Raw genomic sequence first — 20,116 nt, forward strand, 5'->3', positions numbered from 1 at the left:
GTCGAAGTGTGAGTGGGTACGCGGGGTTCGGGCGCCGGGTACGGGGAGTGAAGTGCGGTTTCGTCGCGGCGCGGGGCGCGCGGGGGAGGCGCGTGGCGGATGACGGGGTGGTGAATGCTCGCGGAAGGGGCGAGCGCGGCAGCGGGGGTAGTTCGCCGTTTCTGTGCGTTCTCTGCCGATTCGGCAGCCGGTGAAGTGCGTGTGTGGGCGCTGAGTATCGCTCCATGGTGACCAGAGGTTCACCTATAGTGTTATCGAATTGATCAGGAGTGCCGTTCTCGGAGGCTCCTGCCGATCCGTCCAAGGACCCGATAGATGACAGCGCAGATAACCAACGCGCGCCAACGGACGGAGCGTTCGCCGCTGCGGTCAGCTCTCGTTCCGCTGTTGGTCACCGCACTGCTGACCGGCGCCGGTGCGGCTGTCACGACATGGCGCGCGCCGGCCGACTATCGGACACAGGTGGCCCTCGCCACCGGGCTCTCGGCGCTGCTGCTCTGCAACGCCGTCGTGGTCGTGGCCGTCCAGCGTGCGAGGCAACGGGCGCTGCTTGCCCGACTCGCGGAGAACGAGGCGGGCTCCAGGAGCTTCGCGGAGCAGACGCTGCCCGCTCTGCTCGACCGGCTGCGGTCCGGCTCCGCGCCGGACAGCGCGCTGAAGGCCCTGCCCCAGCCGTCCAACACCTCGCACCAGCAGGTACTGCGCACGGTGGCGCAGGAGTTGGGGCGCAGCGAGGCCGGCAAGGCGGCGGCGCTGACCGCGTGCGCGGACGCCGCCGGCCGTATGCAGGCGCTCTCCACCAGCATGCTGGCGGACCTCCGAGAGATGGAGCACCAGCACGCGGACGAAGACGTGCTCGGCGACCTGCTCTATCTGGACCACCGCACCGCGCAGGCCGGCCGGCTCGCGGACAGTATCGCGGTGCTCACCGGGGCGCGCTCCGGGCGGCGTTGGGCCAAACCGATCGTGATGGAGTCCATCCTCCGGGGCGCGATGGGGCGAATCGCCGGCTACCAGCGGGTTCGACTGCACACCACGGTGGACGTGGCGATCGCCGGTCACGCGGCCGAGGGCGTCATGCACGCACTCGCCGAACTCCTGGACAACGCCGCGAACTTCTCGCCGCCCACCGCCGAAGTGCACGTGTACGTCGAGGAGGTGCCGGCCGGGCTGGTCGTCACCATCGAGGACAGCGGCCTGGTGATGGGCGACTTCGCACTCAGGCGGGCCGAACGGGCCGTGTCCGGCGAGGCGTTGGACCTGACGACGCTCTCCGGCACCCGGCTCGGTCTCCCGGTGGTCGGCTGCCTGGCGCGCAAGCACGGGCTGGCTGTCTCCTTCCGCCCCTCTGCGCGCGGCGGCACCGGGGTGATCGTGCGGATCCCGCAACTCGTCATCCACCGCCCCCAGGAGCAGGGCAGCCAGCCCGGGGCGCGCTACGTACCGGTCGACAGGGGCGAGGCGCCCGGGGGCGGCTCCGCCCAGTGGGCCGAGCCGCAGGCCGTACCCGCGTCGGGAGCTGAACGTCGCCCGGAGGGGACGTCGTTGGGTTTCGACGGACCCCAACCAGTTGTCGAACAGCGCCCGTTGGCCGAGAACGAGGCGACGCCGGGTATCGCCGCCGCGGCGGTGCTCGAAGCGTTCTCGGCTCAACCTGCCGACGGGGACCCGCTGTTCGGGCCGCTGCCGGGTGGCCGAGCCGATGCGGTGCCGGGGGCCGAGACGGCAGGTCCGGCCGGCTCCGGTCCGGTCGCCCAGCCCGCCGTGTCCGGTTCTCCGGAGCCGGACGAAGCGTCGGACGAAGCGTCGGACGAAGCGTCGGACGGAGCGCCGGGCGAGGACTTCCCGCTCGTCCTCCCCCAACGCGTCAGCACGCTTCGTAGCCCCCGTCCGGTGGGCGACGCCCCGGCCGAACCCGCCGGTCCCGTCGAGCCGGACGACGGGCAGGCCGGGCGACGAGCAGTCCCGCGGCGAGGCGTCGGCCGAGCCGTCTCGGCCCGGTGGCGCAGGGGCCGAAGGGCAGCCCGCCGCCGGCGCCGGGGCCGAAGCACCGCCGAACGCAACGCCGCACGATCCCCTCGCCGCGCCGAACAGCGCGACACCACAGCCCCCCGCCCCTCCAACCTCGTACTCGCAACCGGAGGATGACGTCCGATGACCGCCCCTTTCCCCGGCTCGCCGGCGACCGGCCCGCAGCACACCAACACGGCGGACCTGGGCTGGCTGCTGGAGCGGCTGCTCCAGCGCACTGCCGGCGCGCGGCACGCACTGGTCCTGTCCAGAGACGGCCTGAAGCTGTGCCACACCCCTGAGTTGACGGTGGACCAGGCCGACCAACTGGCCGCCATCGCCGCCGGAATCCAGAGCCTGTCCCAGGGCGCCTCGCTGGAGTTCGGAGACGGTACGGGCGGCGTACGGCAGGCGATGACCGAGTTCTACGGCGGCATCCTGTTCATCGTGGAGGCCGGCCAGGGCGCCCATCTGGCCATCGTCGCCGACGACTCCGCGGACGTCGGGCTGGTCGGCCACAACATGAACGAACTCGTCGAGCAGCTCGGGGACTACCTCAGCACACCGCCCCGGAACTCCGGCGGCGGTGCGGTATGAGCAGGCCCGGCAGGGACGACAGTCCCGACCGGCTCTACACGGTCACCGGAGGACGGAGCCGTGCGAACTCCACCGCGTTCGACCTGGTGACGCTGGTGGTCAGCGAGTTCGATCCGGCGCCGGGCATGCAGTCCGAGCACCGGGCGATCCTGGCGATGTGCCGAAGGCCCACGGCGGTGGTCGAGATCGCCGCCGAGCTGCGGCTGCCGGTGAGCATCGTCAAGATCCTGCTGTCCGACCTGCTGGCTGCGGGTAGGGTCACCGCACGCCATCCCCAGCCGCTCCCCACGGCGTCAAGTCTCCCCGATCCCCTCGTACTTGAGCAGGTACTCGTTGGACTCCGCAATCTCTGACAGCGCGGCGGACCGCACTCCGCTGCTCAGCACCACCACCAGCGCGCTGAAGATCGTCGTGGTGGGCGGCTTCGGCGTCGGCAAGACGACGATGGTGCGTTCGGTGAGCGAGATCCGGCCGCTCAACACCGAAGAGACGATGACCCAGGCAGGGCAGGACGTGGACGACAACTCCGCGGTCCGCAGCAAGACCGCCACCACGGTCGCCTTCGACTTCGGCCGGATCAGCCTCAACGCAGAGACGGTCCTCTACCTCTTCGGCGCCCCCGGACAGGAGCGCTTCTGGTTCCTGTGGGACCGGCTCTTCGCGGGGACGCTGGGCGCGGTCGTACTGGTCGACATCCGCAGGCTGGCCGACTCCTGGTACGCGATCGACCGGCTGGAGCAGCACGGCACCCCGTTCATCGTGGCGCGCAACGACTTCGGCGGCCCGAAGCACAGCCTGGATCAGATACGCGACGCGCTCGACCTCGCGCCCCAGGTGCCGCTGATCGAGTGCGATGTGCGTGAACGCGAGTCCAGCAAGCATGTGTTGATCACGCTCGTCCAGTATCTGTACACGCTCTCCACCGGGGACGCCCAGCGCCCGTGACCGCGCCCCGCGCGCAGGCGGCGGTCGTACGGGCCGCGGGGCGCCGGACCGCGGGGCGCCAAACGGCGCGTGCCGGACGGCCGGTCAGGCGCGCAGGTCCTTGACGTAGCAGCGGCTGTCCTCCTCGAAGCGGTACACCCCGAACTTCCGGGGCGCCGGGACGTACGCGCTGGAGCGGTACAGCTCGATCGCCTCGGGCTGCGCGGTGCCGGTCTCCAGCACCATCCGGCGTCGACCGGCGGCGCGGGCGTCGTCCTCCAGCATCGCCAGGATGCGGCGGGCCAGCCCTCGGCCGCGGGCGGCGGGTATGACGTACATCCGCTTGATCTCCGCGTCGCCGTCCTCGTACTCCTCCTCGTCGGCGCTCTCGCAGCTGCGCCAGGCGCCGGTGGCGACCGGCAGCCCGTCGTCGAGGGCGAGCAGGAACAGACCGCGCGGCGGTTGGAACATCTCGGGATCGAGCGGGGTGACATCGCCCCCGCTCCCGTAGCGGCGCACGTACTCCTGCTGCACCTCGGCGACCAGCTTCTGCACGTCGGGGTGGTCGTAGCGCACGGTCAGGATCTCCATTCCGGCATCGTAGGCAGCGCCGCGGGGGTCGGTAGGGTGCGGGGATGCTGAAGGTGACCTCCGTGAACGTGAACGGGCTGCGGGCGGCGGCCAAAAAGGGCTATCTGCCCTGGCTCGCCGCGACCGACGCCGACGTCGTCTGTCTGCAGGAAGTGCGTGCCGAGCCCGAGCAGTTGACCGCCGAGTCGCGGCACCCGGAGGGCTGGCACACCGTGTACGAGCCGGCTCGGGCCGAGGGGGCGAAGGGCCGGGCGGGTGTGGCGATGCTCACCCGCAGAGAGCCGGACGCGGTGCGTACGGGCTTCGGGGTGGCCGAGTTCGCCGACTCGGGTCGCTATCTGGAGGTCGACCTGCCGGGTGTGACCGTCGCGAGCCTCTATCTGCCGGCCGGGCAGGTCGGAACCGAGCGCCAGGAGCAGAAGGAGCGCTTCATGGCGTCCTTCCTGCCGTATCTGACGGAGTTGCGCGCCCGCGCCGCGGCCGACGGTCGCGAGGTGCTGGTCTGCGGCGACTGGAACATCGCGCACCGCGAGGCCGATCTGAAGAACTGGCGCAACAACCGCAAGAACTCCGGCTTCCTCCCCGAGGAACGCGCCTGGCTCGACCGGGTGCTCGACCCGGCGGACGGCGGTTACGTCGACGTGGTGCGCGCGCTCCACCCGGACCAGGAGGGCCCCTACAGCTGGTGGTCCTACCGCGGGCGTGCCTTCGACAACGACACCGGCTGGCGGATCGACTACCACCTGGCGACGCCGGGACTGGCCGCACGAGCACTGAAGGCGGAGGTCGAACGCGCCCCGAGCCACCCGGAGCGCTGGAGCGACCACGCCCCGGTGTCGGTTGTCTACGGCCTCTGAGTCCGGCGCGTCGGATCACCGGGTGGTGCGCTTGTCGGCGTAACCGAGGGGTGGGGACGGTCGTTGCGTTGGTATGAAGAAGCGCAGCATGCTCGCCATCGCCTCGTTCGCCGTCGGTGTGGTCGCGTCCCTGGCCACCCCGACAGTCCAGCCGCCCGCCGAGGCGGACGCCCGTGGGGAGAGCGGCGGCACTTCCGCATCCGACCTCGCGGCGGGCGCCGTGGCCGAGCACCAGGAAGACGACACGACCGCCCGCTGACCCGGGCGGCTCACCGCCCAGAGCGCCGTACGACGCCCGGCCGCGACCGCTCGGTCACCGGCCGGGCGTCGCCGTTCCCGCAGCCGCCGCACAGCCCGGCTGCCCGGCCCTGGAGCCCGGTCCGGCTGCCCGGTCCGGCGCCGGCAGAGGCGGGCGGTCCTGCGGCCCGGAGCAGAGCACCGGCCCGGGCCAACGCGGGCCGGCGCCGCCCCCGAACACCGGACCGGATCGCCGACCGAATCGGCCGGGCCGAGTCCCGCACGGAGCGCCGGCAGGGGCGCCGGTCCGGTTTCTCAGTCCCGGGTGCCCGTGCCGCCGGCCGGGCCGCGCCGCTCCTCCGGAAGGCCGAAGAACTCCTCGATCTCGCGCCTCAGTTGGCGGTCCATCGCCATCGACAGCTCTGCCTCCACGACCTGCTTCGCCGACGGCCGGAGCGCCTCGATCGCATCCGAGATGTCCTCGAACCTGCCCGCGGTCAGCAGATGTTCCTTGATCAGCCCGGCGAAGTCTGCGCTGATCGCCTCGACATGACGCCGCATCCTTCGTCCGGCCTCCAGCACCGCGGAGAGGGGAACGCCCCTGTCGACCAGCATCGTCGAGGCGTCCAGCAGCCGTTGGCTGATGTGAGTGATCTCGTCGCCCTCGATCGAGAGGTAGCCGAGCTCGATGGCGGTGGAGAGGTTCTCCGGGGTGTCTTCCTCGGGGAAGAGCGCGGCCAGTTGCTCCGGGGTCAGCCGCACCGTCGTCTCCTCGGAGAAGCGCGGGGCGAGGGCGCGGGAGACGCCGAGGAGTTCGGCGGCGCTGTCGGAGTCCCGGCCCTTCTCGAAGGCGAGGATCAGCTCGGCGATCCCGCCGAGGGTGTGGCCGCGGGCGAGCAGGCCGGCGATGGTGTGCAGCCGGGCGAGGTGGCGCTCGTCGTACCAGGCGATGCGGCCTTCCCTGCGGGGCGGCGGGAGGAGCCGGCGTTCGCGGTAGAAGCGCAGGGTGCGCGGGGTGATGCCGGCCGCCTCGGCCAGCTCGGTGGCGCGGTACTCACGGCCCTGCGGTTCGGCGGTCGCGTACGCGGTCCCGGTGCCGGTCGCGGTCGCGTCGGCCGGACCGGCCGGTCGCCGGTCGGCCTGGCGCTGGTGTTCCTCGGACTTGCCCACGCCGTAAGCCTATGCCGGAGGGGGAGCCCGAAACGCGGGGTACAAACCGCCGGTAGTTTTTCCCGCCCTCCCCCTACCGCTCGGTATGTGAGCTGGCCTACTCTGCGAACCATGCCAGTGATTACTGGCATGGTTCGAAGGCGAACAGTCGGGAGGCAGCGCATGACCGGACGTGGGAACGAGCGCGAGCACGTACGGGTGGCGGTGATCGGATCGGGCTTCGGCGGCCTGGGCGCCGCGGTGCGCCTGCGCCGCGCAGGCATCACGGACTTCGTGGTGCTGGAGCGCAGGGACGCGGTCGGCGGCACCTGGCACGACAACACCTATCCGGGCTGCGCCTGCGACGTGCCCTCGCACCTGTACTCCTTCTCCTTCGCCCCCAACCCCGAGTGGCCGCGCAGCTTCTCCGGTCAGGCCCACATCCGGGCGTACCTGGAGCGGGTCGCGGACACCTTCGGGATCCGGCCGCACCTGCGGCTGGGTACGGACGTCGAGCAGATCACCTGGGACGAGCAGGACCTGCGCTGGACGATCGAGACCACCCGGGGCTCGTACACCGCCGAGACCGTCGTCTCCGCGGGCGGCCCGCTCTCCGACCCGAAGGTGCCGGACATCCCCGGCCTCGACACCTTCACCGGCAAGGTCTTCCACTCCGCCCAGTGGGACCACGACTACGACCTCCGTGGCAAGCGCGTCGCCATGATCGGCACGGGCGCGTCCTCGATCCAGATCGTGCCCTCGATCCAGCCCGAGGTGGAGCGGCTCACCGTCTTCCAGCGCACTCCCGCCTGGGTGATGCCCCGAGTGGACCGCCGGATCAGCAGGGCCGAGCACTGGCTGCACGACCGGGTGCCGCTGACCGGCTCGCTGCGCCGCCGAATTCTGTGGGGCGTACGGGAGTTGCAGGTCAGCGCCTTCACCAAGCGGCCCGGGATGCTCGGGTTGGTGGAGAACCTCGCCTCCTCGCACATGCGCAAGGCGATCAAGGACAAGGAGCTGCGGCGCAAGCTCACTCCGGACTACCGCATCGGCTGCAAGCGCATCCTGCTCTCCAACGCCTACTACCCGGCGCTCGCCCGCGAGAACGTCGACCTCGTCGCCTCCGGTCTGCGCGAGGTCAGGGGCAACACGCTGGTCGGCGCGGACGGCACCGAGGTGGAGGTCGACGCGATCATCTTCGGCACCGGCTTCCACGTCACCGACATGCCGATCGCCCAGCGGGTCAAGGGCGCGGGCGGGCGGCTGCTCGCCGACGTCTGGAAGGACGGCATGGAGTCGCTGCGCGGCTCGACCGTCTCCGGCTTCCCCAACTTCCTGACCGTCATCGGGCCCAACACGGGCCTGGGCAACAGCTCGATGATCCTGATGATCGAATCGCAGCTGAACTACCTGGTCGACCACCTCCGGCACCAGGACAGCCTCGGCGGCCGGGTGGCCCTCGACGCCCGCTCCTCCGCGGTGAACGACTGGAACGACTTCGTCCAGAAGCGGATGGAGCGCACCGTCTGGACCACCGGCGGCTGCGACAGCTGGTACCTGGACGCCAACGGCCGCAACACCACCGTCTGGCCCGGCACCACCGGCGAGTTCCGCAGGCTCACCCGCGAGGTGCGCCTGGAGGAGTACGAAGTGCTGCGACCGACCGCCGACGGCTCGGGGGACACCTCGGGCGGCGGCGGCAGGAGCCGGCGCGGCAACACCGACAAGCAGGAGGCATCCGCGTGACCCGTCCCCACCACGTGACCCAGGGCCCGTTCGCGCCGCCCGCACCGGTCCGCGAACTGGAGGTCGCCTCGGCCGACGGCGTCGAGCTGTACGTCCAGGTCCACGGCCCCGAAGGCGGACCGGCGGTCGTCCTCGCGCACGGCTGGACCTGCTCCACCGCGTTCTGGGCGCCGATCGTGCGCAGCCTCGTCGCCGAGGGGCACCGCGTCGTGGTCTACGACCAGCGCGGACACGGGCTGACCACCGCGGGCCTGGAGGGCAGGCCCACCGGTTACAGCCCGGCGACCCTCGCCGACGACCTGTGCGCCGTGCTCGACGCCACCCTCGAACCCGGCGAGCAGGCCGTCATCGGCGGCCACTCGATGGGCGGCATGACCATCATGGCCGCGGCCGGACGCGCCCAACTGCAGGAGCACGCGGCAGCGTTGATGCTGTGCAGCACCGGCGCGCGGTCGCTCCCCGGCACCTCCTCCGTCATTCCGATGCCCGGCGCCAGAGCCCGGGAGCTGGCCCACCGGGCCACCCTGGGGGCGGGAGCGCCGTTCGGACCGATCACGCCGCTGTCCAAGGCGCTCATCCGCTACGTGACCATGGGCGCCGGAGTGGGCCCCGAGGCCAGGGACGCGGCCGTGCGCATCGTGCACAGCGCCCCGCGCCGCCCCCGCGCCGCGTGGGGCCGGGTGCTGAGCGGCCTGGACCTGCACGCCAAGCTGCGCGACCTCGATGTGCCGACCGCGGTGGTGCACGGTACGCACGACCGGCTGACGCCCTTCGCACACGCCGTGCACCTGGCCGAGAACCTGCCGCACCTCACCGAGCTGCACAAGCTCAGCGGGCTCGGCCACATGACCCCGATGGAGGCGCCGGAGGCCGTCGCCGGCGTACTGCGGAAGCTGGCCGCCGCGCACCTGACCGCCCCCGCGGCTCCCGCCGACACCTCCGCCACCGAACCGTCCTCCACGAAGCCGTCCTCCACGAAGCCGTCCTCCACGAAGCCGCCCGGCGGTGCGTCCGCCGGCGGTGCGTCCGTCTCCGAGGAGGCCGCGTGAGTCGCCATCCGCTTCAGGGTCAGGTCGCCGTCGTCACCGGCGCGGCGCGCGGCGTCGGCGCGCTGCTCGCCCGCAAGCTAGCGGCTCGCGGCGCCCGGATCGCGCTCGTCGGGCTGGAGCCGGACGAACTCGCTCGCGTCAGCGACTCGTTGGACACCGACTCGCGTCACTGGCACGCCGACGTCACCGACCACGAGGCGATGGCCCTGGTGGCGCAGGAGGTCCGCGAGCACTTCGGCCGGGTGGACGTGGTGGTCGCCAACGCCGGTGTGGCGGGCGGCGGCCCGTTCGTGGACAGCGACCCCGTCACCTGGCGCCGCGTCATCGAGGTCAACCTCATCGGTGGCGCCGTCACCGGCCGGGCGTTCCTGCCGCTGCTCACCGAGTCCCGGGGCTACTTCCTCCAGATCGCCTCGCTCGCCGCGATCACACCGGCGCCGATGATGACGGCGTACTGCGCCTCCAAATCGGGCGTGGAGGCGTTCGCGCACAGCCTGCGCGGCGAGGTCGGCCACCAGGGCGTACGGGTCGGTGTCGGCTACCTCAGCTGGACCGACACCGACATGGTGCGCGGCGCCGACGCGGACGAACTCCTGCGCGACGTACGGCAGGAGCTGCCCTGGCCGATGAACAAGACGTACGAGCTGAGCCCTGCCGTCGACCGGCTCGTCGCCGGTATCGAGCGCCGCTCGGCACATGTCTACGGGCAGTGGTGGCTGCGCGGGTTGCAGGGCACCCGCGGGTATCTGCCCTCCGTGGTCGCGCTCGGCGCTCGGCGGCAGCTCGCCAAGTTCGAGCCGCGGCTGGCGGCGGCTCGCGGCCGGCTGCACACCGGGCTGGTCGGCGCGGGCGGCGAGGCCGACGAGAAGGCCCGTGCGGACCGCGGGACCGTCAACGGCAGGCCCGCGGCCCGCGGTTGACCCCGGCGGCACGCAGGAGGGGACGCACCCGGCGCGGGTGCGTCCCCTCCTGTTCTCTGCTCCGGGGCGGGCGCAGGGGTCAGCGCTTGTCCCAGTCGTCGCCGACATCGTCCAGGCTGTCCTGCTGGTAGCCCTGCTCCTTCTCCTCGCGCGGCTGCGACCGGTCGACGTAGTGGACCCGCTCCGTCTGCCGCGGCCCGACGGTCCGATCGCCCGACCCGGCCTCCTCCTCGCGCATCCCGGACCGCTCCTCGCGCATGCCGGTGCGCTCGTTGGTGTCGCGGTCGTGCTGCGGTGCGCGGCCGGGGTCGTCTCCGCGCGGGCCCTGGCGCATCGTGTCGCGCGAGCCGCCGGTCTGCGCCTCGCGCGACATTCCGCCCTCGCTCGGGCGGCCGGTGTCGGTGTCGTACTCCTGCGTACCGCGCTGCCGGTCGCCGTCCCGCCCGAAGCCGTCCTGCGCACCGCCCTCACGGGACCGGTGATCCTGCTCGCCCCGGCCCGACCGCTCCGGCTGCCCCGACTGCTCGGAGTGCCGGGACCGCTCGGAGTGCTGGGACTTCTGAGACTGCTCGGAGTTCTTCTCCTCGCCCTGGCCCTGCTGCATCGCGCCCTTGGCGCGCTCCGCAGCTTCCTTCGCCCTGTCCTTGAACTGGTCTGCCATGCCCATGGTCTGGTCACTCCAAGCGAAATGTGGGTGGTGGGGGCAGTGACCAGCGTGACATGCTTCACAATTCATCGCATGTCCGGACATGGATGATCAGAGCTCCCGGATCCCACCGCCCTCAACGCCGCCCCGGCCCCAACTCCCGTACATCTCAGTGCCGTTGCGCGCCCCGCCTCCGCTACCGGTACGCGCCCCGGCCGCGCGGCGGCAGCGGTGGCCGCCGGCGGTCGGGGACTCCGACGTCGCTCGGCGGGGCGAGCGCGGGGTGGCGGTCCAGCAGCTCAAGTGCCGTGCGCACCGCGGTCGTCAACACCGCGTAACGGCCCTCGGCCCAGTCCAACGGGCTGCGCAGCGCCTCGATGTCCGGTTCGACGCCGTGGTTCTCCACGTCCCAGCCGTACGCGTCGAACCAGGCGGCGTTCATCGGCACGGTGATCACCGTGCCGTCGCCAAGCCGGTGCCGGCCGGTCATTCCGACGACCCCGCCCCAGGTGCGCATCCCCACCACCGGCCCCAGGCCCAGCAGCCGGAACGCGGCGGTGATCATGTCGCCGTCCGAGGAGGTCGCCTCGTCGGCGAGCGCGACGATCGGCCCGCGCGGGGCGTTGCCGGCGTACGAGACGGGCTGGGCGTTGCGGGTCACGTCCCAGCCGAGGATGGTCCTGGTCAGCTTCTCGATCACCAACTCGCTGATGTTCCCCCCGGCGTTGCCGCGCACGTCCACGATCAGGGCGGGGCGCGAGACCTCCATGCGCAGATCGCGGTTGAACTGGGCCCACCCGGAGCCGCCCATGTCCGGGATGTGCAGATAGCCGCAGCGCCCGCCGCTCATCTCCCGCACGACCTGCCTCCGCCCGGCGACCCAGTCCTGGTAGCGCAGCGGACGGTCGTCGATCAGCGGCACGATCGCCACCCGGCGGGGCGGACCGCCCTGCGGGGAGCGCACCGTCAGCTCCACGGTGGTGCCGCCCGCGCCGTCCAGCAGCGGGTACGGCCCCGCCACCGGGTCGACCGGCCGCCCGTCCACGTGGGTGAGCACCATGCCCTCCCGCACGCCGGAGCCGGCCAGCGGCGAACGCGCCCTGGAGTCCGAGGAGTCGCCGGGCAGGATGCGGGCGATCTGCCAACCGCCGTCCCTGGTGCGGGCGAAGTTCACTCCGAGCATCCCGATGGGCCGCTGGTAGTGGGGCGGGCCCTCGTTGCGCCGCGAGGGGGCGACGTAGGCGTGCGAGGTGCCCAGCTCGCCGAGCACCTCGCGCAACAGGTCGGCGAACTCGTCGGGCGAGGCGACCCGGTCGACCAGCGGGCGGTACTGGGCGAGTACGGCGTCCCAGTCGATACCGCACATGCCCGGCTCCCAGAAGTACGCCCGTGTGATGCGGCCGGCCTCCTCGTACGCCTGCCGCCACTCCGCGCCCGGATCGGCCGCGTGCAGCACGCGGCGCAGGTCGATGTGGACGACGGAGTCCGCGTCGGGGGAGTCGTTGGCGGGTGCGGCGCGCAGATCGCCGTCGTCGTTGACGACCAGCCGCCTGCCGTTGCCACTGATCGCGAACCAGTCGACGTCGCCGGTGAGTTCGGTGCGCTTGGCCTTCACCAGGTCGAAGTGTTCGAGGGTGGGGCGGCCGGAGGTGTCGGCCGGATTGGCGAAGGTCTCGCCGAGGGCGCCCGAGATCGGGTAGCGCAGCCAGATCAGCCCGCCGCCGGCGACCGGGCACAGCGCCGAGTACTTGGACGCGGTCACCGGGAACGGCGTCACCCGGCTCGCCAGCCCCTCGGCCTCGACCGACACCATGCCCTCGCCGCCCCCGCCGTCGGCCGGGTCCAGGCCGCCGCCCGCCGGCCGGCCCTCCGGTGTCAGGGCGAACGGGGAATGGGTCGCCGAGTTGAGCGGCACCAGGTACGGGCGGCAGCCCAGCGGGAAGGAGAGGTCGCCGGTGTGCACGTCGTACACCGGGTCGAAGCCGCGCCAGGAGAGGAAGGCGAGGTAGCGGCCGTCCCTGGTGAACACCGGCTGTTCGTCCTCGAACCGGCCGCCCGTGACGTCCAGGATCGTCACATCGCTCAGCCGCGCGATCTTCACCTGGCGCAGCGAGCGCCCGATGCCGGGGTGTGCCCAGGCCAGCCAGGCGGAGTCGGGCGAGAAGGCGAGATCACGGACCGGCCCGTTGATGGAACGGATCAGCTCGGTGACCTCGGCGCCCCCGGCCCCGTCCGTCGTGTCCGCCGCTTCCTGCGCGTCGGCCTCGGGGTCGCCCGGACCGTCGTCGGAACCGGTGGGCACCAGGAGCAGTCGTCCGTCGTGCGAGGCCACCGCGAGGGTGCGGCCGTCCGGCGAGGCGACCAGCTCGTGCACCCGGCCGAGCTGCCCGGTGGCGAGCCTGCGGCGCCGCTGGTCGCCGCTGGCACGCGGGAGTTGGGCGATCTCGATGCCGTCCTCGCCGTCGGCGTCGGTGATGTAGGCGACCTCCCCGGCGCCGCCCAGCATCTCCGGAAGCCGCACTCGTACGCCCGGCTCCTCGGTGATGGTGCGCGCCGGGCCGTCCCGATGGGTGAGCCAGTACAGGCTGCCGCGTACGCACACCGCGCTGGCGCGGCCGGTGGCGTCGACGGCGAGCGAGTCCAGGTTGCTCGCCGCGGGCACCTGGTGGGTCCGCCGCCCCGAACGCGGTCCGGCGAGGCGGATGTCGAGCCGGCGCGGAACGGAGCCGGCGGCCAGGTCCTCCACCAGCCAGATGTCGCCGCCGCACTGGTAGATGACCCGGCGGCCGTCGGTGGCCGCGTGCCGGGCGTAGAAGTCGGCGTGGTCGGTGTGCCGACGGAGGTCGGTGCTGTCCGGGCGGCAGGAGTAGAGGTTGCCGATGCCCTCGTGGTCGGAGAGGAAAGCGACCCGGCCCTCGGCCTCGGCGCCGCAGACCGCGCTCGGCACAATCATCGGGCAGTCGAGATGCCCGGCCACGTGCGGGAGCAGCCGCTCGCCGTGCAGCCACAGGCGTCCGGTGGCGCCGCCGCGGTAGCGCTTCCAGGCGGCCGGCTCGTGCGGCGGCGTACCGGTGAGCAGCAGAGTTCGGCGCACGCCCGCCAGATCGCTCACCGCGATGCCCGCGCACGGTCCCCAGGGCAGCCGGCTGCCGGTGCTCCCGTCCAGCGGCTGCCGGTAGGCCCACGAGAAGTAGGAGAACGGTTGGCCGTGGGAGGCGACGGCGAGGATGTCGCCCTCGGGCGTCCAGCCGCACACCCTGGTGTCGGTGGCGCCCCAGTGGGTCAGCCTGCGCGCGGGGCCGCCGTCGGCCGGTGTGAGATGGATCTCCGGATCGAGGCTGCGCCAGGTCGTGTACGCGATCTGGGTGCCGTCGGGGGAGTAGCGGGGAGGCCCGAGCCGGGTGCGGTCGGCGGTCAGCCGCCAGGCCCGTGCGGGCCCGCCGCCCGGCTCGGGGATCCGTGCGACCCAGAGGTCGTCCTCTGCCACGAAGCAGAGCTGATCGCCGTTGAGGTGCGGAAACCGGAGGTACGCGCCGTCGCTCACCCCACCCATGGTTCGGCCGGTGCGCGGGGGCGGCAAGTCGTGTCCGCGTCGCGGCCTCGGGGCCGCCGGCGGCCGGACGCCGGCGGTGGGCGGCTCTCCGGCACGGGGGCGGACGGGAGGCGGCGGACGGGAGCCGTCGCCGGTTCAGGGACGTCGATATCGCGGTGCCGCTTCACCCGTTCGCCGGTACGCTCGTGCACGGGCGTTGACCGGGGGGTCAACCGCCCGGTCGCGGGTGACCTGTGAGGGTGAGTGACGAACGCGGGGGCGGGTTCCACCGGTTCTCTGTGATGTGCGCCTCAATCGGCTGACCGGAACACCGGGAAGGACCTCTGCGGCGTCTTCTGTCATGAGCTGTCAGATTCAGCTCGACCGTCCAGCAGTGCTACCGACCGCTGACCCGTCCGTGCCCGCACCAAGCATCTCGAACCGGAGAGATTCGTGGCAACGTTTCTGTACAAACTCGGCAGACTCGCCTTTCGGCGACGCCGCATCGTCGCCCTGCTGTGGGTGGTGCTGCTGATAGGTGCCGGCGCGGGCGCATCGACGGTGTCCAGCACCGTCGACGACGACTTCGCACTGCCCGGTACGGAGTCCCAGCAGGCCTTCGACCTGATGGACGAGAGGGCCGAGGAGCACGGCGAGAAGTCCAGCGCGCAGAACGCCAGCGCCACCGTCGTCTTCAAATCGCCCGACGGCGAGAAGCTGACCGACGGCGAGCACCGCGCCACGATCGAGAAGGTCGTCGGGCAGCTCAAGGGCGGCCAGATCGCGATGGCCGTCAGCCCCTTCCAGGTCGAGGGGACGATCAGCCAGGACCAGACCATCGCGTACGCGAAGGTCAACTACACCACCGATGCCATGAGCATCGAGGAGAGCGACCGCGAGAAGCTGAAGGCGGCGGTCGAGGACGGCCGTGACGGCGGCCTCAAGGTCGAGATGAACGGCGACGCCACCATGGTGGAGCCGGACATGGGCAACGGCGAGATCATCGGCATCGGTGTCGCCGCGGTGGTCCTCGTCCTGACCTTCGGTTCGCTCGTCGCCGCCGGTCTGCCGCTGATCACTGCGCTGATCGGTGTGATCACCAGCATCATGGCGATCGCGGCGCTCGGGCCGGCGCTCGGTCTCTCCACCACCACCGCCACGCTCGCGATGATGATCGGCCTCGCGGTCGGTATCGACTACGCCCTGTTCATCGCCTCCCGCTACCGCGCGGAGCTGATCGAGGGGCACAGCCGCGAGGAAGCGGCCGGCCGTGCGGTCGGCACCGCGGGTTCCGCGGTCGTCTTCGCCGGCCTCACCGTTGTGATCGCGCTCGCCGGTCTCGCCGTGGTCAACATTCCGCTGCTGACCAAGATGGGTATGGCAGCGGCCGGTGCCGTCGTCCTGGCCGTGCTGGTCGCCATCACCCTGGTGCCCGCGGCGCTCGGTATCGTCGGCAAGCGCATCTTCGGCAAGAAGGTCCGCAAGGCCAACCCCGAGACCCTGGTCCCCTCCGCCGAGGAGGAGAACGCCAAGCAGGGCGCCGGTGTCCGCTGGGCCCGCTTCACGCTGCGCCGCCCGGTGATCGTCCTGGTGACCTCGGTGCTGGCGCTGGGCGCCGCCGCGCTGCCGGTCTCCAGTCTGAGCCTGGGCCTGCCGGACGACGGCAACCAGCCCGAGTCCACCACCCAGCGCCAGGCGTACGACCTGATGGCCGACGGTTTCGGCGCGGGCTTCAACGGACCGCTCGCGGTCATCGCCGACGTCAAGAGCAGCGACGATCCGAAGGCTGCCGCGGAGCAGGTCCACAAGGCCGTCTCCGGCGTAGACGGAATCAAGATGGCCGCACCGCCCGAGCTCAACAAGGGCGGCGACCTGGCCACCATCGGCGTGATCCCGGACTCGCGTCCGAGCAGCACCGAGACCGAGGACCTGGTCCTCGCGCTGCGCGACGAGGCCAAGACGCTGGAGGAGAAGACCGGCGCGACCGTCCTGGTCAGCGGCATGACCGCGGCCACCATCGACTTCTCGAAGGTCATGGACGACGCGCTGGTTCCGTACCTCACGCTGGTTGTGGGACTCGCCTTCCTGCTGCTGATGATGGTCTTCCGCTCGATCCTGGTGCCGCTGAAGGCCGCGCTCGGCTTCCTGCTCTCGGTGCTCGCGGCGCTCGGCGCAGTGGTCGCGGTCTTCCAGTGGGGCTGGCTCGCGAGCCTGATCGGTGTGGAGCAGACCGGGCCGATCATGAGCCTGATGCCGATCTTCATGATCGGTGTGATCTTCGGTCTCGCGATGGACTACGAGGTCTTCCTCGTCACGCGGATGAGGGAGGCGTACGTCCACGGCGAGCGGGCGAGCGAGGCCGTCGTCACCGGGTTCAAGCTGGGCGGGCGCGTGGTCACGGCCGCGGCGGTCATCATGATCAGCGTCTTCGCCGGCTTCATCGGCGCGGGCGAACCGATGATCAAGATGATGGGCTTCGGCCTCGCCATCGCGATCCTCTTCGACGCGTTCGTGGTCCGTATGGCCATCGTCCCGGCGGTGCTCGCACTGCTCGGTGACAAGGCCTGGTGGCTGCCGAAGTGGCTGGACCGGATCATGCCGAACGTCGATGTCGAGGGCGAGAAGCTCCAGCAGTTCCTGGACAGCCAGAAGGGCTCGAAGGGTTCCGGCGGCGGCACCGACGGCCTGGGCGGCTTCGGCGGCGGCGACGGCGGCCACGGCCCCGACGACAGCGGCCCGCAGGCGGGCCCGGGCGGTTCCACCGTCGCGGTGCCCACCGGCGCCGGAGCCTGACGGAACCGAAGCCTGACGGAGCACCGGAGCACCGGAGCACCGGAGCACCGGAGCACCGGAGCAAGAGGAGCCGCAGGGGGCCACCGCCTCCGACGGACCCCGGCGGGGCCGGTCCGAAGCGCGATACGCGCTCGGACCGGCCCCGCCGCTCTGTGCCCCGCGGTCTGCAGGCCGGCTCTGTGCCCCGCCTTTCCCGGGCCCGCCCCGGCGCGGGTCAGCCGCGCAACAGCGCCGCCAGCTCGCCGGGCCGGCTCAGCATCGGCATGTGGCCGGTCTCCAACTCCTCCGGCACGACGCCCAGTCGCTCGGCGACCATCCGTCGGGCGAACTCCGCCGGCATGAAGCGGTCGCCGGTGCACAGCACGTACCGGGTGCGCACCGCGGGCCACCGCGGCAGCGGCCAGGGCCGGCCCACCGGGGCGCCGGACTGCTGCCGGGTGGCGGCCAGCGCCCGTTCCGCGATCGGTCGCGGGACGTCGTGGTAGAAGCAGACGAAGGGGTCCTCGTTGCCGGTCAGCCCGTCGTCGTCGCGGGCGGCGCGACGTACGGCGTCCTCGAAGCCGGTGTTCTCCCACCAGTCGCCCGGCGGCTCCATCGGAGCCGGCACCATCGCGGAGACCAGCACGAGCTCCTCGGCCTCCAGCCGCTCGGCCACCTGCGGTGCGGTGAAGCCGCCGAAGGAGTGCGCCACCACGACCACCCGCCCCCGCACCCGCGCCGATTCGACGGCGTCGACCACCGCGTCCGCGTACTCGCGCAGTCCGGCCAGATCGTCGTCGCAGGGCAGGTCGGGTGCGATCGCGGTGTCGCCGTACCGCTTCAGCTCCGCGGCCACCGCCCGCCAGCAGGAGCCGGACTCGCCCGCGCCGTGGATCAGTACGTAGGTAGTGGCCATCGCCGGTTTCGGTCCCTCTCGCCGCGGGTGGCTGTCACCGGACCGAGGGTAGGCCTGCTTCGGGCGTCTTCCTTTGGGACGGGGCGCGCGGTGGTGAGATCCTGCTGCACATGGCCGAGTTGAACGGGGAACCCGTCAGCAGCGCCGCGCTCACGGCGCTGGCGCTGACCAACTATGGACACTTCACCACGCTGCGGATCGCCGACGGGCGGGTGCGGGGGCTGGGCCTCCACCTGGAGCGTCTGGCCCGGGACTGCGCAGCCCTCTTCGACGCGGAGCTGGACCCGGACCGCGTACGGCGGCTGGTACGTCGGATGGTCCCGGACCGGGGCGCGCTGACCGCGCGGGTGACGGTCTTCGACCCGTCGCTCACGCTCGCCGCACTGGGCGCCCGGGCGCAGCCGCAGGTGCTGGTCACCACCCGGCCCGCGCCCGCGGTCCCGGCCGGACCGCTGGCGGTGTGCACGGTGCCCTTCGTCCGCGACTGCCCCGCGGTCAAGAGCGTCGGGCTCTTCGGCGCGCTGCGCCACGGGCGGGCCGCGCGCCTGGCGGGCTGGGACGACGTGCTGTTCACCGATGAGGCGGGACGGCTCTCCGAGGGCGGAACGTGGAACGTCGGCCTGGTGCGCGGACGTGAGGTGGTCTGGCCGTCCGCCGCGTCGCTGCCCGGGGTGACCAGGGCGCTGCTCGCGCAGCTGCCCGGGCACCGGTACGCCCCGGTGGCCGATGAGCAACTCGTCGAGTACGAGGCGGTGTTCGCCACCAACGCGGTCACCGGGGTACGGGCGATCAGTCGTGTCGACGACCGGGAGTTCCCCGAACTCCACCCGCTGCTCCGGGAGTTGCGCGAGGCGTACGAGGCGATCGAGGGCGACCCGCTGTAGCGCCGCGGGCGTGCCGCCGCTGCGCCGGGCCGTCGCCGGGGCTCATCCGCCGCAGCGCGCGGCGGCGAGCATGACGAGCATGGCGGTGACGAAGGTGGCGACGCGCAGCAGGTTCAACGCAGGCTCCGGGAGCGGTAAACGAGACGGGGTCCGGGCGGAGGCGTGCGCACGCAGCGGCGCCGCCCCGCGGTGGCGGAGCGACGTCGTTTCGGTACGTCCGGCCGGTCGGCGGGCGTCAGTGGCCGGCGCCGACCCGGGCGGGCGGAGACGCGCGGAGTTCACCGCCCGGGCCGCGCCCGTGCACGGGGTGGCAGCGGCGGTGGCCGCGCGCCCTCGTGTTGATCAAGAGGGTAAGCCCGCGGAGCATGTGCCGGGGACCGCGCGGGAGGGCCAGGAGCCGGGCCGACCTGGGCTGTTGCCGCCGGTCGGCGGGGTTGCCGGAGGCGATTGCGCGGTGTGCGCCGCCCGCCACGTTCAGCTGTGGCGAGCCGGTGGCGTTCGATGGTGTTCGGTGGCGTTCAGGGGGTTCGGGCGCTGAACGCCGGTTGCGCCGTCAGGGGTTCGGACCCGCCGTCAGGGGTTCGGACCGCCGGTTGCGCGGCGCGGCCGGCGGCCCGGGGGTGCCTCGGGCCGGGCCGGGTCGGGTCGGGGCGTGTCCGGTCGGGGCGGGTGGTCGCCCGGGGCGGCCCCCGGTCACTGCGCGTCGTCGAAGAGCTCGAACAGGGCGCCGTCCACATCGAGTTCGAGGTGCTCGTCGCCGCGCGGGGTGAGCCGGTAGCTGTGCCACAGGAAGCGGCGCAGCGCGGTGGTGTCGAACTCGACCATGGCGGTCGCGTCCGGGGTGTGCAGCTCGACGACGGTGTGGTCCCGGCCGCTGGGCCACAGCCGTACGTCTCCCTCGCCCTCGGGGGCGCGAAGGCCGGCCTCCAGCAGGTCGCGGGAGAAGATCCAGACGACCTCGTTGCCCTCCAGCGTGCTGCGCGGGGGGAAGAGGATGCTGACCGCGTAGGGGTCGTCCCGCTCGTAGCGCAGGGCGACGGTCACCTCGGAGGGGATGTGGGCCGTGGCGACGATACGGGCTTCCAGTCGGTCTTCGATGTACGCGGTCATGGGTGGTGCTCCTTGGCTCTGCCCTTGTGGGGCTTCGTCCGGGCCCGTTCGGAGCGGGCCCCGGGCGCTCGCGGGGGCTGTCGCGACGTCTGGTCCGCCGCGGCGGGCTCGGTCCCGCACTGGTTGAGACCCGCGCGACGCGGATTGTTCACGCTTGGTTCGCGAATCAACCAAGT

General features: G+C 72.3%; 17 protein-coding genes. 11 read left to right on the top strand and 6 right to left on the bottom strand.

The window, feature by feature from the left end; translation table 11 throughout:
* The first annotated feature begins 315 nt into the window (after positions 1-315).
* Genes JGS22_RS12785 through JGS22_RS12800 form a run of 4 tightly spaced genes read left to right on the top strand, consistent with a single transcriptional unit; the run spans position 316 to position 3,552 of the window.
* The gene (locus JGS22_RS12785) at positions 316-2,148 is read left to right on the top strand and encodes an ATP-binding protein (protein WP_216814968.1); all 1,833 of its coding nucleotides are present in this window, start codon (positions 316-318) and stop codon (positions 2,146-2,148) included.
* 6 nt (positions 2,149-2,154) lie between these two features.
* Positions 2,155-2,607 (top strand): roadblock/LC7 domain-containing protein, encoded by a 453-nt coding sequence (locus JGS22_RS12790; RefSeq protein ID WP_211041156.1) that lies wholly within the window; start codon positions 2,155-2,157, stop codon positions 2,605-2,607.
* The gene (locus JGS22_RS12795) at positions 2,604-2,960 is read left to right on the top strand and encodes a DUF742 domain-containing protein (RefSeq protein WP_211041157.1); all 357 of its coding nucleotides are present in this window, start codon (positions 2,604-2,606) and stop codon (positions 2,958-2,960) included. Before JGS22_RS12790 ends, JGS22_RS12795 begins: the two co-directional genes overlap by 4 nt.
* Complete coding sequence (locus JGS22_RS12800; protein ID WP_211041158.1) at positions 2,941-3,552, top strand: GTP-binding protein; 612 nt, start codon at positions 2,941-2,943, stop codon at positions 3,550-3,552. Before JGS22_RS12795 ends, JGS22_RS12800 begins: the two co-directional genes overlap by 20 nt.
* Positions 3,553-3,636: 84 nt before the next feature.
* Here the strand turns inward: JGS22_RS12800 and JGS22_RS12805 are convergent, their stop codons facing one another.
* Entirely contained in the window at positions 3,637-4,122 is a 486-nt protein-coding gene (locus tag JGS22_RS12805; protein WP_211041159.1) for a GNAT family N-acetyltransferase, read from the bottom strand.
* A gap of 44 nt (positions 4,123-4,166) precedes the next feature.
* On the opposite strand from JGS22_RS12805, the gene xth reads away from it, so the two are divergent.
* The gene (xth, locus tag JGS22_RS12810; protein WP_211041160.1) at positions 4,167-4,979 is read left to right on the top strand and encodes an exodeoxyribonuclease III; all 813 of its coding nucleotides are present in this window, start codon (positions 4,167-4,169) and stop codon (positions 4,977-4,979) included.
* A 73-nt stretch (positions 4,980-5,052) separates the two neighbouring features.
* Positions 5,053-5,238, top strand: coding sequence for a hypothetical protein (locus tag JGS22_RS12815; RefSeq protein WP_211041161.1), 186 nt, complete (start codon positions 5,053-5,055; stop codon positions 5,236-5,238).
* Positions 5,239-5,531: 293 nt separating this feature from the next.
* Here JGS22_RS12815 and JGS22_RS12820 read toward each other — a convergent pair whose 3' ends face one another.
* On the bottom strand, positions 5,532-6,386 hold the full coding sequence (locus JGS22_RS12820) for a MerR family transcriptional regulator (RefSeq protein ID WP_211041162.1): 855 nt from the start codon (positions 6,384-6,386) through the stop codon (positions 5,532-5,534).
* A gap of 162 nt (positions 6,387-6,548) precedes the next feature.
* On the opposite strand from JGS22_RS12820, the gene JGS22_RS12825 reads away from it, so the two are divergent.
* From JGS22_RS12825 to JGS22_RS12835, 3 genes are read left to right on the top strand one after another with little or no spacing between them, the layout of a single operon-like run.
* Positions 6,549-8,111 carry a flavin-containing monooxygenase gene (locus JGS22_RS12825; protein ID WP_211041163.1) on the top strand — a complete coding sequence of 521 codons (1,563 nt, stop codon included), beginning with the start codon at positions 6,549-6,551 and terminating at the stop codon, positions 8,109-8,111.
* Positions 8,108-9,160, top strand: a complete 1,053-nt coding sequence (locus JGS22_RS12830) for an alpha/beta fold hydrolase (RefSeq protein ID WP_211041164.1) — start codon at positions 8,108-8,110, stop codon at positions 9,158-9,160. The genes JGS22_RS12825 and JGS22_RS12830 overlap by 4 nt, the downstream gene beginning before the upstream one ends.
* Complete coding sequence (locus JGS22_RS12835; protein ID WP_211041165.1) at positions 9,157-10,080, top strand: SDR family oxidoreductase; 924 nt, start codon at positions 9,157-9,159, stop codon at positions 10,078-10,080. The genes JGS22_RS12830 and JGS22_RS12835 overlap by 4 nt, the downstream gene beginning before the upstream one ends.
* A gap of 79 nt (positions 10,081-10,159) precedes the next feature.
* Here JGS22_RS12835 and JGS22_RS12840 read toward each other — a convergent pair whose 3' ends face one another.
* On the bottom strand, positions 10,160-10,741 hold the full coding sequence (locus tag JGS22_RS12840; RefSeq protein ID WP_211041166.1) for a hypothetical protein: 582 nt from the start codon (positions 10,739-10,741) through the stop codon (positions 10,160-10,162).
* 181 nt (positions 10,742-10,922) lie between these two features.
* Complete coding sequence (locus JGS22_RS12845; protein ID WP_236073136.1) at positions 10,923-14,279, bottom strand: S41 family peptidase; 3,357 nt, start codon at positions 14,277-14,279, stop codon at positions 10,923-10,925.
* 432 nt (positions 14,280-14,711) lie between these two features.
* Between JGS22_RS12845 and JGS22_RS12850 the strand changes: the two genes are divergently transcribed.
* Positions 14,712-17,051 (top strand): MMPL family transporter, encoded by a 2,340-nt coding sequence (locus tag JGS22_RS12850; RefSeq protein WP_211041168.1) that lies wholly within the window; start codon positions 14,712-14,714, stop codon positions 17,049-17,051.
* Between the two features lie 214 nt (positions 17,052-17,265).
* On the opposite strand, the gene JGS22_RS12855 is transcribed toward JGS22_RS12850, so the two are convergent.
* Positions 17,266-17,946, bottom strand: a complete 681-nt coding sequence (locus tag JGS22_RS12855) for an alpha/beta hydrolase (protein WP_211041169.1) — start codon at positions 17,944-17,946, stop codon at positions 17,266-17,268.
* A gap of 110 nt (positions 17,947-18,056) precedes the next feature.
* Here JGS22_RS12855 and JGS22_RS12860 point away from each other — a divergent pair, with 110 nt between their 5' ends.
* Positions 18,057-18,830, top strand: a complete 774-nt coding sequence (locus JGS22_RS12860) for an aminotransferase class IV (RefSeq protein ID WP_211041170.1) — start codon at positions 18,057-18,059, stop codon at positions 18,828-18,830.
* A gap of 693 nt (positions 18,831-19,523) precedes the next feature.
* Here the strand turns inward: JGS22_RS12860 and JGS22_RS12865 are convergent.
* Entirely contained in the window at positions 19,524-19,940 is a 417-nt protein-coding gene (locus JGS22_RS12865; RefSeq protein ID WP_211041171.1) for an SsgA family sporulation/cell division regulator, read from the bottom strand.
* Positions 19,941-20,116 lie beyond the last annotated feature (176 nt).

It is taken from the genome of Streptomyces tardus (assembly GCF_018101125.2).
GTDB lineage: Bacteria > Actinomycetota > Actinomycetes > Streptomycetales > Streptomycetaceae > Streptomyces > Streptomyces tardus.

Excerpts from the sequence above, each read along its gene's own strand:
- xth (WP_211041160.1), top strand. The coding sequence starts at position 4,167 with ATGCTGAAGGTGACCTCCGTGAACGTGAACGGGCTGCGGGCGGCGGCC.
- JGS22_RS12790 (WP_211041156.1), top strand. The coding sequence starts at position 2,155 with ATGACCGCCCCTTTCCCCGGCTCGCCGGCGACCGGCCCGCAGCACACC.
- JGS22_RS12825 (WP_211041163.1), top strand. The coding sequence starts at position 6,549 with ATGACCGGACGTGGGAACGAGCGCGAGCACGTACGGGTGGCGGTGATC.
- JGS22_RS12865 (WP_211041171.1), bottom strand. The coding sequence starts at position 19,940 with ATGACCGCGTACATCGAAGACCGACTGGAAGCCCGTATCGTCGCCACG.
- JGS22_RS12840 (WP_211041166.1), bottom strand. The coding sequence starts at position 10,741 with ATGGCAGACCAGTTCAAGGACAGGGCGAAGGAAGCTGCGGAGCGCGCC.
- JGS22_RS12845 (WP_236073136.1), bottom strand. The coding sequence starts at position 14,279 with ATGGGTGGGGTGAGCGACGGCGCGTACCTCCGGTTTCCGCACCTCAAC.
- JGS22_RS12855 (WP_211041169.1), bottom strand. The coding sequence starts at position 17,946 with ATGGCCACTACCTACGTACTGATCCACGGCGCGGGCGAGTCCGGCTCC.
- JGS22_RS12785 (WP_216814968.1), top strand. The coding sequence starts at position 316 with ATGACAGCGCAGATAACCAACGCGCGCCAACGGACGGAGCGTTCGCCG.
- JGS22_RS12815 (WP_211041161.1), top strand. The coding sequence starts at position 5,053 with ATGAAGAAGCGCAGCATGCTCGCCATCGCCTCGTTCGCCGTCGGTGTG.
- JGS22_RS12805 (WP_211041159.1), bottom strand. The coding sequence starts at position 4,122 with ATGGAGATCCTGACCGTGCGCTACGACCACCCCGACGTGCAGAAGCTG.
- JGS22_RS12795 (WP_211041157.1), top strand. The coding sequence starts at position 2,604 with ATGAGCAGGCCCGGCAGGGACGACAGTCCCGACCGGCTCTACACGGTC.
- JGS22_RS12860 (WP_211041170.1), top strand. The coding sequence starts at position 18,057 with ATGGCCGAGTTGAACGGGGAACCCGTCAGCAGCGCCGCGCTCACGGCG.